Source organism: Companilactobacillus halodurans, assembly GCF_009600985.1.
GTDB lineage: Bacteria > Bacillota > Bacilli > Lactobacillales > Lactobacillaceae > Companilactobacillus > Companilactobacillus halodurans.
In genome coordinates, this window is the sequence record NZ_VDFP01000020.1 from 1 (window position 1) to 16,618 (window position 16,618).

The following is a 16,618-nucleotide window of genomic DNA, read 5'->3' on the forward strand; positions in this document are numbered from 1 at the left end:
CTTACCAAAGCATTCAAGAAGCGATAAGACATCATGACATAGATATACTTAGGGAAACCACCTACAGGTATAAAAGAAATGGAACCGCAATGGATACAGCCATTACAACGTTACGAAAAAATATAAACTATGTAAAAAACAGTTGCTTATTGCCATATTCCAATGGCCCTCTTGAGGGCACCATTGGAAAAATAAAGAAATTGAAAAGAAATTCTTATGGATTTAGAAATCTTAACCATTTTATTAAGAGAATAAGATTGATTTGTGCATAAAAAAAGTACCCTCAATGAGAGTACTTAATAAGCTCAAAAATCATTCATCAATACGATTTGACAAAGAGCCGATAAAGTACTGTATAAAAACAGTGCTTTATCTCTCTTTTTTTCATATTCCAAATTTATAAATACTTTTCATTTAATTTTTTAGTTAACTTAAAAATATTGGGATTACTATTTCGGTTCTCTTTTTGATAAAAAGCCGGATTATTTAATTTAAAGCGACCATGCTTTTTAATCCAATATGTCACTTCTGGATTATTAATAGTAAAGAAATTTTCCTTCGTTAAACCGTATTTCTTGTACAACTTCTCGTGATACTTATCATCCGGTCTAAATTTCTCAAGTCCTAAAATAACTGTTGAACCGATTTTTGGCATCGGTTCAGTCTGATTTTTCATATATATAACCGTCTTAGGATCATCAATGCCAAAGTCTTCACCAAGATACCGCCCTTCTATATCATTAAAGCAATATTCAGCTGTTGAAAGACCTCCGGAAAATTCAGTTTTAATAGTAGAATTCTGAATTGATTTATCGCCACTAATGACTTTTTCTACAAAAATACTAGCTTTCGTTTCAGGTGTAAAAGGACGCTTCCATTCAGGCTGTAAATTCATTACCTTAGCTTTGACTAAATATTGATTGCCATTTTTTAAACGCGACAGTGACATATTCGTATCATCGTAACCGCTGGGAACAGAAACAATATCATCATTAGGAGCATTCAACTGAACTTTTTTAGAAGATTTTACTTTCTTATTCCAAACTTCCCGGTTCTTCTTAACCAATTGTGCTTGTTCAGTTTGATTGATCTCTCTTTTATTCTGATGCTGACATCCTGCTGCCAAAGCAAAAATGACAAATAGGAAAACAAGTAAGATTTTTTTGATTTTCATTTTTAACTCCCAGTTAAAATATCAATCCCCTTAATTGTTTATTTTAAGCTATCTCCCTTTTTAAATTGGCTTCCAATGAAGTAAGTAACCGCTGACATAAATATAGCTGAGATGGCAAATATAACCAATGAGCTCCAATTGTAATAGCCACCAACAAGTAACATATAAATATAAAAGACTACGAAATAAATCCCCCAGATAGCTCGCTTACTCAAATTTGAAACTACTTGAATCAACGATAAAGCAAATATTAATAATATTTCCCATGGAAAATTATAAAAAAGTGGTTGATGATTGTGTAGGTTTAATCCCAAAACAATCAGGAGCCAAAAAATAATAAATACTATGAAATTTTTAATGACCTTGTTCTTCATATATTCCCTTTCTATTAATCTCTTTTAATAGGGTAACATACTTTTTACTTTTCCATGAGAGACAAAAAGAGCCCGCCAACGCGGACTCTTTTTGAATTCATTAATATAGATTATTACTTGTTTAAGTATTCTTCAACAAGTTTCTTGTTATCTTCATTAGTAATTGATTCGTTAACAGCACGATCTGCTAATGTAGCCAAGTCTTTTGTACTCAACTTCTTCATCAAACTTCTTACACGAAGTACTGATGTAGCACTCATTGAGTATTCATCAAGACCCATGCTCAATAGCAATGGAAGCATAGTGTTGTCACCAGCGGCTTCACCACACATGCCGGCCCACTTGCCTTCTTTATGAGCTGATTCAATAACATGCTTAATCAATCTCAAAATTGAAGGATTATATGGTTGGTAGAGGTATGAAACGTGTTCGTTACCACGATCTGCAGCCATTGTGTATTGGATCAAATCGTTAGTACCAATACTGAAGAAGTCAACTTCTTTAGCAAATTGGTCAGCAAGAACAGCAGCAGCTGGAACTTCCATCATCATTCCTAATTGAATGTCGTCAGAAACTTTAACGCCGTCTTTAACTAACTTAGCCTTTTCTTCTTCAAAGACCTTCTTAGCATCTCTAAATTCTTGTAAAGTACCAATCATTGGGAACATGATACGTAAGTTACCATAAGCAGATGCACGTAGCAATGCTCTTAGTTGAGTTCTGAAGATTTCTTGTCTATCCAAACTAATACGGATAGCACGGTAGCCCAAGAATGGGTTCATTTCTTCAGGAAGTGGCAAGTATGGTAAATGCTTATCACCACCGATGTCCATTGTACGGACAACAACTGCCTTACCTTTCATGCCTTCAAGAACTTTCTTATAAGCCTTAAATTGATCTTCTTCAGTTGGGAGACTGTCTGATTGCATGTACAAGAATTCTGTACGATACAAACCAACACCCTCGGCACCATTATCAATAACACCTTGTAAATCATCAGGTGTACCGATATTAGCAGCAATATCAAAGTGTTTGCCATCAGCTGTAACTGAAGGTTGATCCTTTAATTTTTCCCATTCTGCTTTTTCTGCAGCAAAATTCTTAGCTAATTCACTGTAATGTTTGATATCGTCATCGGAAGGTTCAACGATTGCAGAACCGTTTAAGCCATCAACGATGACTTTATCGCCCTTCTTAACATCTTTGGTAATCGTATCTGTACCAACAACAGCTGGCAATTCAAGAGAACGTGCCATAATGGCTGAGTGAGCTGTACGACCACCAATATCAGTAACGAAACCTTTAACATACTTCTTATTTAATTGAGCTGTATCACTAGGTGTTAAATCGTGAGCAACAATAACGACCTCATGGTCAATTAATGCTGGGTTAGGTAATGCAACGCCTAGTAGATGTGCCATGACACGTTTCGTAACATCGCGAACATCGGCTGCTCTTTCTTGCATGTATGGGTTATCTGTCATTCCTTCAAATATTGAAATGAAGTTTTCAGAAACATCGTGAAGTGCTTGTTCAGCATTAACACTCTTATCTGAAACTTCCTTTTCAACTGCACCCGTAAATTCAGGATCAGCCAAAATCATCTTGTGAGCATCAAAAACTTGAGCTTCCTCTTCACCTAGAGATTCCTTAGCGGTATCTCTGATTTTTGTTAGCTCATCATCTGATGTTGAAATAGCATCCTTTAGACGACCGATTTCTCCATCAGCATCTGAAATACTTTTCTTAGTGAAAGACAAATCTGGTTGAACTAAAAGGTATGCTTCAGCAGTAGCGATACCATCACTTGCTGCAATTCCCTTAATAGTTTTAACCATTATTCTGCCAATCCTTCCTTTGTCATTGTGTCACCAATAGCAACGATAGCATCAGCAGCATCGTCACCATCAGCTGAAATTGTAACATCAGCACCTTGGCCAACACCGAGTGACATAACACCCATGATTGACTTCAAGTTTACTGATTTGCCTGAGAATTCAATATTAATATCTGAGCTAAACTTGCTAGCTGTTTGTACTAGCATAGTTGCTGGACGTGCGTGGATTCCTGTTTCTGCAATAATGTGAAATTCTTTCTTTTCCATAATAAATACCTCACCATATAATTATAAAATTCTGTAGTAGACCTACAAATATTCACTAATTAATTTACCATTATCTTCAATTTTTCACAAGGGCTTTGGCCAAAAAAAGTCGTTATAAACCAAGCACGATAAGACGTTTAGCGCTTACAACACTAGAGCCTGAAAGCGTTTATATTATTTACATTTTTCAATAAAAATTGAAAAAAAGATATATTTCTTCTATTAGATAAAGAAATTTATCATTTCCAAGACTTAGCACTTGCATTCGTCGAGTGCTAATTATATACTACCGTTGTATCCTGTGATAAAGGAAAGGTGGGGTGCGAATGTTATGTCAAAATTGTCACAAAAATGAAGCGACAATTCATCTGTACACAAGTGTTAATGGTCAACGGACAGAAGTTAATCTCTGCCAAGACTGTTATCAAAAATTAAGAAATCAAGCTAATGAAGGTATGAATAATATGGCACAAAATCCAGGCGGATTTTCTAGTTTCGAAGACTTGTTCAACGCCTTAAATGGTGGTCAGCAACCAAACAATGCTTTCGAGCAACAAGGTCCTCAACCTCAAACGGGCAACGGCAATAGAAATAATGGCCGTCGTTCAGGAGGCAACGGAGTCCTAGATAAGTATGGTGTTGATTTAACTGATCTCGCCAAAAAAGGTCAAATTGATCCAGTCATCGGTCGGGACAAGGAAATCGATCGTGTAATTGAAATATTAAATAGAAGAACAAAAAATAATCCAGTTCTAATTGGTGAAGCTGGTGTTGGTAAGACGGCTGTTGTCGAAGGTTTGGCTCAAAAAATCGTCGATGGCGATGTTCCTGAAAAATTGCAACATAAACATGTCGTTAGACTAGACGTAGTTTCACTAGTTCAAGGTACTGGCGTTCGTGGTCAATTCGAGCAAAGAATGCAACAATTGATCAATGAATTACAAAAGAACAAAGAAATTATCCTCTTTATCGATGAAATTCATGAAATTGTCGGTGCAGGTAATGCTGAAGGCGGAATGGATGCAGGTAACGTTTTGAAACCTGCCCTAGCCCGTGGCGATTTGCAACTAGTCGGTGCAACAACCCTTAACGAATATCGGACAATCGAAAAAGATTCTGCCCTTGAACGTCGTTTACAACCAGTTCAAGTTGACGAACCTTCTGTTGACGAAACTGTCCAAATCCTCAAGGGATTGCAACCTAAATATGAAGATTATCACCATGTAAAATTCTCTAAAGAAGCTATCAAATCAGCGGCAGAACTATCAGCTCGTTATATTCAAGATAGATTTCTACCTGATAAGGCTATCGATTTAATCGATGAAGCTGGTTCAAAGAAGAACTTGCAAATCAATCATGTTGATGTGGCTGACTTAGATAACAAGATTTCAGATGCTGAAGTTCAAAAGCAAGCTGCCCTCCGCAATGAAGATTACGAAAAGGCTGCTTACTATCGTGATCAAGTTACTAAATTCCAAGATATGAAGAATAGTAATAAGGATGAACCAGCAGATAAAAATATTGTAACTGAAAGAGACATTCAAAAGATTGTTGAAGAGAAGACCAACATTCCTGTTGGAGAATTGCAATCAAACGAACAAGCTCAATTAAAGAACTTAGAAACTGATTTGAAAGGTCATATCATTGGCCAAGATAAAGCTGTTGGCGAAGTTGCTAGAGCTATTCGTCGTAACAGAGTTGGTTTCAATAAATCAGGTCGTCCAATTGGATCATTCCTATTTGTTGGGCCTACTGGTGTTGGTAAGACAGAGTTAGCTAAGCAATTAGCTCGTCAACTCTTTGGTTCAGAAGATTCGATGATTAGATTCGATATGTCTGAATACATGGAGAAACAAAGCGTGTCAAAGCTTATCGGTTCGCCTCCAGGGTATGTTGGTTACGAAGAAGCTGGTCAATTAACTGAACAAGTTCGTCGTAATCCATACAGTTTGATTTTGCTTGATGAAATTGAAAAGGCTCATCCAGATGTTATGCACATGTTCTTGCAAATCCTAGATGATGGTCGTTTGACTGATTCACAAGGCAGAACTGTTAGTTTCAAAGATACAATTATTATCATGACTTCAAATGCTGGACAAGGTTTGCAAGAAGCAAATGTTGGTTTCGGTGCTGAAGCTTCTGGTAAAACAAATTCAATCATGAATCGCTTATCAGAATTCTTTAAACCAGAATTCTTGAATAGATTCGATGGCATCGTTGAATTTAATTCCTTGACCAAGGACAACTTGCTCAAGATCGTTGATTTAATGTTAGACGATACTAACAAGATGATTGCTGATCAAGGTCTAAGCATTCATGTTACAAAAGATGCTAAGGATAAATTAGTTGATTTAGGCTTCAATCCTAAGATGGGTGCTCGTCCACTTCGTCGTGTAATTGAAGAACAAATCGAAGACAAGGTTGCCGATTACTTCCTAGATAACTCTAAGGATAAGGAATTGGAAGCCCACCTTGATAAGGGTGAAATTAAAATTTCAAAGTATAGTGCACCTGATACTACAAAATAATTAGTGGTGCTTATGAAAAAGGCTGAAACGTTAAGTTTCAGCCTTTTTTTATACACTATCTTCATTTGACCAGTTTAAAATCGTTTTATAAGTTTCTACAGCACTCCAATTAGATTGAATAAACAATAAAATTTCATTGTCCTTATTCCAAGTTAATTTGTCTCTTTGTCAACGGCTGTTGATGAGGAGTTTTCTGAGGAAACCAATTCATTTTCGAACAGCTTCTTTAATAACTCTTGATAACCTCCATTATTATTGAAAAGTCTCAAATTGCTACCAAAATTTTTGTACCAAAATAATTTGAATTATAATTGTGCTCAATCTTTTTTACTCTTATTTTTATTCCATTGTTTAAAATTTTCTTTACTCTTTCTTGTTTTTCCTTTAAATATCTCGCTAACAGCCATCCGTCGGCATTTTCCCTACCTCTTTCATGTTAGAATTACGGTAATTTAAGTTAGAAGGGATTCTTATGGGAAAGAAAATTAAAAATGAGCAATTTTCCCATAACGGGGAAAGAACTATGGAAAATGATGTACTCTCACCTAAAGTAAAAAAAATAGCTCGCGATGATGTCGAAATCAAGGTCCATTATGTTGATTCTATCGGTAAAGAAATCATCCAACCTACCACGATCAAGGGACACTATCTGGACAAATTAGATATTCCTTGGAAAGAGATACCGGGATATATTTTGTCATCAGTTACCAATTTTCAACAAACATTTATCCCCAATTCTGACGGAATTTATTTAGTTTATGCGAGTCAATTATCGGCACCAGTTATCGTTTACCATCGAAACACCGAGGGTAATCTAATATCTGATCCACAATATTTGATTGGCGATTTGAATCGAAAATTTGATACTAAGCCATTAGAAGAAGCCAACCTTTTCTTGATACATGGTCCAAAAAAACCAACTGGTCAATTTACCCAGCAGGTTCAAGAACAAGAATATACTTACAATCTTTTGCCAGTTAGAAATTATCAAATCAGTAAAGATTTATTTATCCAGACTTCAAACAACGTCCGAGTTTTTGATCAACCATTAAGTAAAAAGCCATTAGAGAAAGTCCTGCCATATGGGACAACTTGGAAAGTTTATCGAGCAGTTCAAGAATCATACAATAATATCATTTGGTACAATCTCGGTGGAAATACTTGGATACCAAGTACAGAAAATATCACGCCAAAAGAAATCAAAAAGGAAAGCTCTCGTCAAGAAATGTTAGACAGCCCCTTAGCAGAGACAGCCAGTAACATCAGTTACACCTACTCCGTAATCGACAGCATGAACATCAACCGTTCAGTTGAAATAATGTATTACAAAGACCAATACATAACAGCTTGGCAAACGCCTTATGGAGATATGGATAACCAAAGATACCGTGGCGGAGAAAAAGTCTTAGTTAAGAAATTAGTGCAATTGGATAATTACAGCGTTTGGGCAGAACTTAGCGATGGATTTTATATTGAAAGCAAGTATCTAAATATTTAGAGAGTGGAGATGGGCGGTTAGCTCCTGGAACCTAAGACAATATGGGAAATAGACTTAGGCGTAGTGAGTTGCTCCATCGCAACTCGTTTTCAATCAGAGAGTGAAGATGGGGGGTTAGCTCACGAGGACTAAGACAATTTCATGAATTGCTCGCGCTTTTTGCGAGTGATTTAGGAAATAGGCTTAGCCGCAATGAGTTGCCCATCGTAACTCGTTTTCAATCAGAGAGTGGAGTTAGGTTGCCCTCATCTCAAAACATACAAATCAAAACAAAAACCCTTAACCAACAAAAAAGTCGGTTAAGGGTTTTTACTATCTAAATTCAAAATATCAAATCAATCCACCGATTCCAAATACTAAAGGAATAGTAATCAAACTTAAAATAGTAGACAAGCTCATCAAAGAAATTGCCGGTGCTGCATCCCCTTTTGCTTGCAAAGTGAACAATACTACTAAACCTGCGGCTGGACAAGCTGACATAACAATCGTTGTATAAAAAGCAATGCCAGTTACACCCATTAATTTCAAAATGAATATCCCGATAATTGGGAATAACAAATTACGCAAGACTATCGTCAGCCCAATTTCTTTATTCAACATGTCCTTAGTAAATTTGATATTAGCTAAACTATTACCAATAACAATCATTGACAACGGCGTGTTGACAGAACCAACATATTTAACTACTTGATTAGGAATATCTGGAATTTTGATAGAAAAAACAAATAAAATCGCTCCAACAATAATTGCAATAATATTAGGATTCAACAAAATTTCCCACCAATTATTTTTTTCAACTGATACTTCTTCATTTTTAAACAAGGACACGCCTTGAGTCCAGCTAAAAATATTGAATGCAGCTAAAGAAACGACCGCAAAGAATACTCCCTGAGACCCAAATAAAGAACTGATCAAGGGAATACCCATGAATCCTGCATTGGAATAAATACTCCCGTATTGCGTAATCCGACTCAAATTTTTATCATTCAACCGTCCAAAAACTAATTTAGCAATAATAATTTCTAAAACATATAAAACTATCACACTGGCTGCGGCTAAAAGAAACTGGTGAATCCTATCTCCAGAATAAGGTTGCTCAAAAGCGTTGATAATTAAGCACGGCGACACAATGTACAATAAAACATTCGTTAAATCGCTAGATGTCTGCGAATGCATAAATTTTAATTTATTGATTAAAATCCCAATTAACATTAGGCAAAACATTAGAACTATTTGATTGATCAGTTGTCCAATATTCATATCATCTATTCCCCTTTAGTTAATATATTATACAAATTTTTTATGCCAAAAGGAAAAGAAGATACAAAAAAAAGCCATATTTAACAAAATATGACATTTTTGATTACTCGTTAAATTCTCCGCCGACTAGTGGCAGGAAATCCTAATTGTTCACGATATTTAGCAACAGTTCTTCTTGCAATCTTCAAACCATCATTGACCAGCATATTAGAAATTTTTTGGTCGCTTAAAGGTTTATGACGATTTTCATTTTCCAAAATACTTTTAATTTTAACTTTGACTTGATCAACAGATTTTTCCGTACCGACAGTAACTTTACTACGGCGAGAGAAGAAATCTTTTAATTCATAAATCCCAAAATCAGTTTGAATATATTTTCCATTGATAGTTCTACTTACAGTTGATTCGCTCAGTTGCAATTTCTGTGCGACATCACGTATCAATAATGGCTCGAGAGCTTTCGTGTTTTGCATAAAGAATTGATACTGAGCTTTAACGATACATCGACCAATAATTGAGATAGTTTCAATACGACGCTGCAAATTATATTCCAAAGTCTTGTATTGATGTAGTTTATTGTGAATATACCGTTTGACATCGTCATCAGTCGACTTCTCCAACTTATCATAAGTCTCCTCGGCAAAAATCAATTGCGGCTGACCATACTTGGTGACTGATAAAGTTAATTTGTCGTGATTTTTTCTAACTTGCAATTCCGGAACAACATATTGTTCATCTTCAGAAGTATAACGTTGACCTGGATTAGCTGAAAGCGTCTGGATAAAATCAACATCTTTTTGCAATTCAGCGTTTGAAAGATGTAGAGCATGTCTTAGTTGTTTCCATTCATGTTTGACGAATAATTCAAAATTATCGCTCAACATTGACATAACAGCTTTATTGGAATTATCTGCTTCAGCTTGTAAATAGAGACATTCTTGTAAGTTTTTTGCCCCAATCCCAGGAGGATCGAGTTGATGCAAAAGTGTTTTAGCATCCAACAGCATAATTGGCGTTATATCGTCGACTTCTTGATATATTTCATCATCAGTCACAGTCAAATAGCCATTAGGATCCAATTGTTCAATTAAATAAACTACTAAATCACGTAGTGGCGTCTTACGCATTGTCAATTGAACTTGATCAAGCAAATATTCAAAGAGTGATTGCTGTTCATCTTTGATTTGATACGACGTATTATTTCCACTATCGACAAAAGGCATATCCAAGTTCACATGGACATCGAATAAGGGATTACTCAGACTTTGTTCATTTAAATAATCAGCTAAATCAATCGCATCTGATTGCAAAATCAAAATTGACTGACGCATCCCTTGCGTTAAGGTCAATCCCTGAACTTGTTTCTGATTCAAATTTTGTTTTAGCTCCATTCAATTCACTCCCTTCATCTTTTAGTTATTCAGAGCATAATTTCATTGATGTGAAAAAGTTTTCAATCTAACAACTAATATAATGATAGCGCTTTTTTGACGATTTGTATTTAACCTAAATAAAAATTATTTTCTAACATTACGAGTGGCATCAATAAAGGAACTCAAGCCGCTAGAATTTAAACGCGCCAATTTATCACGAAATTCTGCCTTACTAAGCTTAACTTGCCCGCCATTATAAAGCCGAAAGAGCATCAATGTATTTCTGACCAAGAAATTAGCGCAAATATAAGCATCTACCTTTGAAATATCAAAAGTTTCATATAAAGCAGCTGAAAATCCTTGAGCAAGTTTAACTTCCACTTTACGTGCTAAAAAGCTGTAATCTACTGAAGTCATCATGAAAGCATAAAATTCTCGTGATTCTTGAAAGAAGTCAAAAATTTTATTAAAAATATACCCTGGTTCTAACAACTTATCAGCTAAAGGCTCTTCCGTAATTAATTTCAATAATTTATCGGCGATATCGTTGACAAACGTGTTAGAAAAATCATCGATTGAATCATAGTGTAGATAAAACGTCTTGCGATTAATTTGGGCCATTTGCGTCAAAGACTTAACCGTAATGTCCCGATAACTAGTTGTTCTAGTCATCTTTTGAAATGCCAGTTGTAATGCTTGATTAGTTTTTTGAACTCGACGATCAACTTTTTTCATTTTTTTATTCCTTTTCAAATAATTTCAAGTTATTACACACTTTGTGTATTTATGTTGTGGAATTTAAATAATAATCGTTTATCATTTAATCCACAGTTGAGTATTATTTTTCAAAGCAACTATAACATATTTCACTAAGAGGTAAAGCAATGATTAAACAAGAATGGAAGTATCTTATAAAGCACAAGTTACTGTTGATTTCTTTTATAGTAATGATCTTCATCCCGTCGATTTATTCGGTAACATTTTTAAAATCAATGTGGGATCCATATGGAGAACTAAAAGACCTCCCTGTGGCAGTCGTTAATAATGATAAAGATACCAATTATCAAGGTACCAAGTTAAAAGTTGGTCATGACTTAGCCAAAAGTCTAAAGAAATCGAATGCAATGGATTTTCAACTTGTTTCTTCTAAAGCTAAAGCTAAAAAAGGACTCAGTGATGGTAAATATTATATGACTATCACTATCCCAAAAAACTTCTCCCAAAATGCCACTACCTTATTAAACAAGAAACCTCAAAAAATGGTTCTTAATTACGAGACCAGTGCTGGTCATAATTTCACAGCTTCTAAAATGACTGCTTCATCTGCAAAAGAAGCCGCTGCTTCTGTTTCTGATCAAGTCACTAAAACCTACGCTAAAACTATGTTTGCATCAATCAAGCAAGTTTCAACTGGTATGGATAATGCAGCTAAAGGTAGTCAAAAGCTAGCTAATGGTAATCAAAAAGTTTTTGATGCTAATAAGCAAATCACTCAAGGATTAAATACTTTATCTGCTAGTTCATTAACATTTTCTAACGGTACAAGTACTTTAAATCAAGGTATTGACCAATACTTACAAGGTGTCAATCAATTAGCAAGTGGTTCTAACACCTTGGATAATGGTTTACAAAAACTTAATAACAAATCACGTACCTTATCATCTGGCGTTGACCAATTAACATCTGGAGGTCAAGCTTTGAATTCTGGTTTGCAGAGCTACACTTCAGGTGTGGCAACACTGAACTCTTCAATTCAAACTTTAAATTCTGGTAGCAGCAAGTTAAGCAATGGTACTGATCAACTCGCTAATAGTTCTAATACACTGAATTCTGGTCTGAATCAGATTCACTCGGCTAGTCAAGAATTAACCAGCAATCTTCAAAAAGTTAGCTCTGGTCTAAACGGCAGCAATACGCAACTCAATTCATCCATCGACAGTTTAAAAAATCAATTAGCTAATGATAATAGTCAACAAGCAACAACTATCAAAAATGATTTGACCAAACTTCAACAGGCCGTTTCTAATCAGAACAACTCAGATTTAAGTTCCAAGGTCTCACAAGTTGCTGACGAACAAGGTTTAACTGCAGCTCAAAAAGCTGCCATCATGGACACGGTCAATAATTCTAACGGTGAAAATCTCAGTCAGTTGACCCAATCCTTAAGTACTGATTTGAACAATCTTTTCCAAACCCAAGCAAATGTTTCAACACAAATAAACGCTTTAACTCAACCTTTGACAGCTTCGCAAGACGAATTGTCGACGGCGATTTCCCAATTAGCCAATGGTTCACAAGAGCTGACGACACAGCTAGGTAACGCAACCTCTGGCATGAGCCAACTAAACTCCGGTATCAGTACCGTCAATACTAGTTCGAAAAAGCTTGCTTCAGGAACTAACCAATTGAGTTCTGGTTCCAATCAACTGGCAAATAATAGCAACACTCTGACAGCTGGTCTGAATACTTTGACAGGCGGTATCGACTCGATGGATTCACAGATGCCCAGTTTAACTTCTGGTGTCAATCAACTGGCTAATGGTGCCGACACACTAAATTCCGGTGTCTCGCAGCTTAACTCTAAGGGCCAAGAATTATCATCTGGTTCAGCTCAATTAACTAGTGGTGCCGACCAGATCGCCTCTGGTGCTCAAACTTTGAGTTCTGGTTCATCTCAAATGGGTTCAGGAATCGATCAGGTCACAGACGGTAGCAAACAATTAACTGCTAAATTAGTTGATGGCGCCAAAAAATCAGATATCAAGGCAACTAAACTAACTTATGCTCAATTAGCAAAACCCACGACAACTAAACAAACAGAGCGTGACACAGCTCCAAATAACGGAACTGGTATGGCTCCTTGTATGTTATCTGTTTCACTCTTCGTTGGTGCTTTAGCATTTAATTTAATCTTTGATAGCTACACTCCTCGAAAATTCCCTCACACTGGTTTTTCTTGGTGGTTAAGCAAAAATAGTGTCACTGGCATCTTCGTTCTAGGCGAAAGTATTGCTGCTTTATTATTATTGATAGCTATTAATGGCTTAGCCCCTGTTAAACCATTTGAAACTTTTGCGATGATTTTTTGTACTGGAGCTGCCTTTATGTCAATTGTTCACTGGCTCAACCTAGTTTTAGGAAAAGTTGGAGCATTCTTAAGTATGATTCTCTTAGTTCTTCAATTAGGTGGTTCAGCTGGAACTTATCCAATTCAGCTATCAAATGACTTCTTTAATTCAATCCATCCTTATCTACCAATGACTTATTCTGTCAACGGTCTTCGTCAAACTCTCATGATTGGAGATTCAGCTAAATCTGAAATTTTGATATTGATAAGCATTACAATTATTTTTTCAATTTTGAGTATTCTCTTCTTCGTTAAAAGAAAATCTCATCTCAATGAAATTGATTTTACTAAAGAGTCAGCAGAACATTCACTCGTTTAAGCAAGCAAAGAGCCTTCAAATTTTTAGATATTTCGTCTACTGATTTGAAGGCCTTTTTTGTTTACTTTGTTTGCACATTGGTATACATGATAAATACCATTAGTACAGTATTAAATAATAAATGGTCTAATATATTTGCTTACCGTTTTTAAGGCCATATACTCTAACCGAAATTAGAAAATCAATTTAATTTATCGGAATTGAATTTCTATATTTTTGATTTAAGATTTTAGTTTGTATTTTTGAAAAGGATGAATCATTTAACTCATCCCTTGTATAAAGGAGATAATAATAATGAAAATGAAAAGATCTCTTCTTCTAATAACAATTTTGACTTTCTTTTTAGCCTTCTTGTTCTTATTTATTCCTAGTCGCTCTGTCTTAGCAGCTTCGTCTATTTCAACATCGGCTTCCACCGACACAGCTAGTCCTCCTGGGACCTTATCTGACAACGGAAATGAATCAGTTCTTTCCTTAGCTGGTTTAAGTGCTGGTGATGCGAAAATTACAGATTCTAATGGCAATACTGTTCAAGCACCTGGTAATTTCCCCACCTCATCAAATTACAATGTCAGCTATAACTGGAGTATCCCCAATGGAGTCGTAGTTAAGGCTGGAGATACAGCTAGTTTTGAACTTCCTGATGGTTTAGTTGCTTCTGAAGACTTATCGTTTCCAGTCTACAACTCCAGCAGCGTTGAAGTTGGTACAGCCGTCATCAAAAATGGTGAAGCAAATGGCTCGATAACTTTCAACGATGCGCTAGCTGATACAAGTGCCAGTCGCACTGGAACTCTATCTTTAGCTACAAAAGGTACTGTGTCAGACAGCACTTCTGATAGTGAAAATTGGATGCTCAATAAAAATGGTTGGATATCTGGGTATGGCGCTTATAAATTTCCTAACCAAATAACCTGGAATGTCGCTTTTAATCCCAATGAGCACAATTTAAACAACGTTGTCATCACTGATACTCTAGGCCCCAATCAACAATATATTCCTGGTTCCTTAACTGCAATCGCCGGTTCATATGGTCCAAGCGGATTTGTCAATAATGGACAAGCCCTAACCCCAACTGTCACAACTTCTGGAAATCAAATAACAATTTCCTTCCCCGGTAACGTTACGACAGCTGTCGATATCTTTTATCGTGTTTCACTTCCCTCTCCATTTGATAAAATTACTAACATTCGGACAAATTCAGCCACTATGACATCTAATGAAGGCACTAATACTATTGACGCTTCTGTTTCTTGGTATCAAGGTAGCAGTGGCGGCGGCGGTGGTGACGCTAGTGGTAGCCTCGTTACATTAACTAAAGTTGATGCTTCTTCTGGAGTTGCACTTCCAGGTGCCGAATTTGAATTGACTGATAGCACTGGGAAAGTTCTTATTTCCAATGCTGAAACTGACGAAGACGGCGAATTAGAAATTTATGACCTCCCTGACGGAGACTATACATTTACAGAAGTTAAAGCTCCAGATGGTTATCAACTAAACTCTACTCCAATCAACTTTACAATATCCGGTTCTGAAAATAGTCCTGTTGAAAAATCTTATTCACAACCTGATGTTTCAAAGACAGGAGCAGTTGTTCTTAAAAAAGTTGATCCTGACACTAAGGACACAATTTCTGGTGCAACTTTCAATTTATTAGATAGCACTGGAAAAGTTATCAAAGAAGGATTGGTTACAGATACATCTGGCGAATTTGACGTCGACAACTTAGACCCTGGCGAATATTCATTTGTTGAAACAGAACCAGCTTCTGGATATATCTTGAACACATCACCAATCGAGTTTTCTATTGTTGCTGGTCAAACAACTCCTGTCAATGTAGAAAAATTCGACGTTGCTGAAGCTACTGTTTCTAATACTGGCGACGTAGTTTTGACAAAAGTTGATTCTTCCGCTAACACACCTCTTGCTGGAGCTATTTACAACTTATTAGATGCCAACGGAAAGATAATCGAAAGCAATCTAACAACTGATGAAAAAGGTCAGATTACAGTTCCTAACCTTGAAGCTGGTGAATACTCCTTTGTTGAAGTTACAGCTCCTAGTGGCTATCAACTTAATGCAACACCTATCAGTTTCACAGTTGTCAAAGGCTTGAGCAATAGCTTAAATGCTTCTGATGACAAAGTGCCATCCGCACCAGAAACACCTAAAAATCCAAGTAATCCTGGACAACCAAGCAATCCTGGCACAGTTACACCAAATCCTGGTACACCTGGACAACCAAGCAATCCTGGTACAGTTACACCAAATCCTGGTGCTCCTGAACAACCAAATAGCCCTGGCGTAGTTACACCAAATCCTGGTACACCTGGACAACCTAACAAACCTGGTACAACAACTCCAAGTGAACCAAGTCTTCCAAATAAACCTTCAAAACCTAATAACCCTGACACAAGTAATCCTTCTGTAAAACCAAATTCTCCAAGCACTAACCCTGAGAAACCTGGCAAACCTAGTGCAACAATTCCAAGTAAACCAGAAGCTCCAGTCTTTAATCCTGAAGAATCAGTAATACCTGGCGAAACAAATCCTATTACAAAGCCAAATATTGCAGTACCTGAAAACTCAAATGCAATAAATCCAGCACCAAGTCTCGATGAAGCATTATCACCAAATAACACTGGTAACAGTGCATCAGCAATACCTGCATCATCTTCAGATTATGGCAAAGGTAAATTCCCACAAACTGGCAATAAGAGTGGTTGGATTTTGATGGTAATTGGTTTGATCTTAGCGATTGGAATCATCATTCAAAAGAAAAGAGAATGATACTTGAGACAGTTAACATAACTCATCGTCTCTTGTGTAACTCAATTCTACAATCTCTTATCAAAAAACTG

Annotated in this window: 11 protein-coding genes; 5 read left to right on the forward strand and 6 right to left on the reverse strand. The window is 36.3% G+C overall.

The features are described 5' to 3' along the window. Positions 1 to 272, forward strand: a 272-nt coding sequence (locus FHL06_RS09340; protein ID WP_192917958.1) for a transposase, incomplete at its 5' end; no start/stop codon positions are given. A gap of 125 nt (positions 273 to 397) precedes the next feature. Here FHL06_RS09340 and FHL06_RS09345 read toward each other — a convergent pair. The 3 genes from FHL06_RS09345 to FHL06_RS09355 form a co-directional block, all read right to left on the reverse strand. Beyond that, the gene (locus FHL06_RS09345) at positions 398 to 1,174 is read right to left on the reverse strand and encodes a hypothetical protein (RefSeq protein ID WP_153386000.1); all 777 of its coding nucleotides are present in this window, start codon (positions 1,172 to 1,174) and stop codon (positions 398 to 400) included. Positions 1,175 to 1,661: 487 nt separating this feature from the next. Then, positions 1,662 to 3,386, reverse strand: a complete 1,725-nt coding sequence (ptsP, locus tag FHL06_RS09350) for a phosphoenolpyruvate--protein phosphotransferase (RefSeq protein ID WP_153386002.1) — start codon at positions 3,384 to 3,386, stop codon at positions 1,662 to 1,664. Further along, complete coding sequence (locus FHL06_RS09355; protein WP_153386004.1) at positions 3,386 to 3,652, reverse strand: phosphocarrier protein HPr; 267 nt, start codon at positions 3,650 to 3,652, stop codon at positions 3,386 to 3,388. The genes ptsP and FHL06_RS09355 overlap by 1 nt, the downstream gene beginning before the upstream one ends. A gap of 326 nt (positions 3,653 to 3,978) precedes the next feature. Here FHL06_RS09355 and FHL06_RS09360 point away from each other — a divergent pair, with 326 nt between their 5' ends. Continuing rightward, positions 3,979 to 6,180: an ATP-dependent Clp protease ATP-binding subunit gene (locus FHL06_RS09360; RefSeq protein ID WP_153386006.1), complete on the forward strand. Its 2,202-nt coding sequence runs from the start codon at positions 3,979 to 3,981 to the stop codon at positions 6,178 to 6,180. A gap of 472 nt (positions 6,181 to 6,652) precedes the next feature. After that, positions 6,653 to 7,678, forward strand: a complete 1,026-nt coding sequence (locus FHL06_RS09365; RefSeq protein ID WP_153386008.1) for a MucBP domain-containing protein — start codon at positions 6,653 to 6,655, stop codon at positions 7,676 to 7,678. 330 nt (positions 7,679 to 8,008) lie between these two features. On the opposite strand, the gene FHL06_RS09370 is transcribed toward FHL06_RS09365, so the two are convergent. The 3 genes from FHL06_RS09370 to FHL06_RS09380 all read right to left on the reverse strand — a co-directional run bounded on the left by FHL06_RS09370 (position 8,009) and on the right by FHL06_RS09380 (position 11,046). Next, positions 8,009 to 8,938 carry an AEC family transporter gene (locus tag FHL06_RS09370; RefSeq protein WP_153386010.1) on the reverse strand — a complete coding sequence of 310 codons (930 nt, stop codon included), beginning with the start codon at positions 8,936 to 8,938 and terminating at the stop codon, positions 8,009 to 8,011. A 110-nt stretch (positions 8,939 to 9,048) separates the two neighbouring features. Next, positions 9,049 to 10,329: an RNA polymerase factor sigma-54 gene (gene rpoN, locus FHL06_RS09375; protein WP_153386012.1), complete on the reverse strand. Its 1,281-nt coding sequence runs from the start codon at positions 10,327 to 10,329 to the stop codon at positions 9,049 to 9,051. A 126-nt stretch (positions 10,330 to 10,455) separates the two neighbouring features. Further along, positions 10,456 to 11,046, reverse strand: a complete 591-nt coding sequence (locus tag FHL06_RS09380) for a TetR/AcrR family transcriptional regulator (RefSeq protein ID WP_153386014.1) — start codon at positions 11,044 to 11,046, stop codon at positions 10,456 to 10,458. A gap of 149 nt (positions 11,047 to 11,195) precedes the next feature. Between FHL06_RS09380 and FHL06_RS09385 the strand changes: the two genes are divergently transcribed. Both FHL06_RS09385 and FHL06_RS09390 read left to right on the forward strand, forming a co-directional pair. Continuing rightward, positions 11,196 to 13,757 (forward strand): YhgE/Pip domain-containing protein, encoded by a 2,562-nt coding sequence (locus FHL06_RS09385; RefSeq protein ID WP_153386016.1) that lies wholly within the window; start codon positions 11,196 to 11,198, stop codon positions 13,755 to 13,757. Between the two features lie 294 nt (positions 13,758 to 14,051). Continuing rightward, positions 14,052 to 16,547 (forward strand): SpaA isopeptide-forming pilin-related protein, encoded by a 2,496-nt coding sequence (locus FHL06_RS09390; RefSeq protein WP_153386018.1) that lies wholly within the window; start codon positions 14,052 to 14,054, stop codon positions 16,545 to 16,547. The last annotated feature ends 71 nt before the right edge of the window (positions 16,548 to 16,618 follow it).

Bases quoted from the DNA above. Each gene is read 5' to 3' on its own strand.
- rpoN (WP_153386012.1), bottom strand. From the start codon at position 10,329: ATGGAGCTAAAACAAAATTTGAATCAGAAACAAGTTCAGGGATTGACC.
- FHL06_RS09365 (WP_153386008.1), top strand. From the start codon at position 6,653: ATGGGAAAGAAAATTAAAAATGAGCAATTTTCCCATAACGGGGAAAGA.
- FHL06_RS09355 (WP_153386004.1), bottom strand. From the start codon at position 3,652: ATGGAAAAGAAAGAATTTCACATTATTGCAGAAACAGGAATCCACGCA.
- FHL06_RS09345 (WP_153386000.1), bottom strand. From the start codon at position 1,174: ATGAAAATCAAAAAAATCTTACTTGTTTTCCTATTTGTCATTTTTGCT.
- FHL06_RS09360 (WP_153386006.1), top strand. From the start codon at position 3,979: ATGTTATGTCAAAATTGTCACAAAAATGAAGCGACAATTCATCTGTAC.
- FHL06_RS09380 (WP_153386014.1), bottom strand. From the start codon at position 11,046: ATGAAAAAAGTTGATCGTCGAGTTCAAAAAACTAATCAAGCATTACAA.
- FHL06_RS09385 (WP_153386016.1), top strand. From the start codon at position 11,196: ATGATTAAACAAGAATGGAAGTATCTTATAAAGCACAAGTTACTGTTG.
- FHL06_RS09370 (WP_153386010.1), bottom strand. From the start codon at position 8,938: ATGAATATTGGACAACTGATCAATCAAATAGTTCTAATGTTTTGCCTA.
- ptsP (WP_153386002.1), bottom strand. From the start codon at position 3,386: ATGGTTAAAACTATTAAGGGAATTGCAGCAAGTGATGGTATCGCTACT.
- FHL06_RS09390 (WP_153386018.1), top strand. From the start codon at position 14,052: ATGAAAATGAAAAGATCTCTTCTTCTAATAACAATTTTGACTTTCTTT.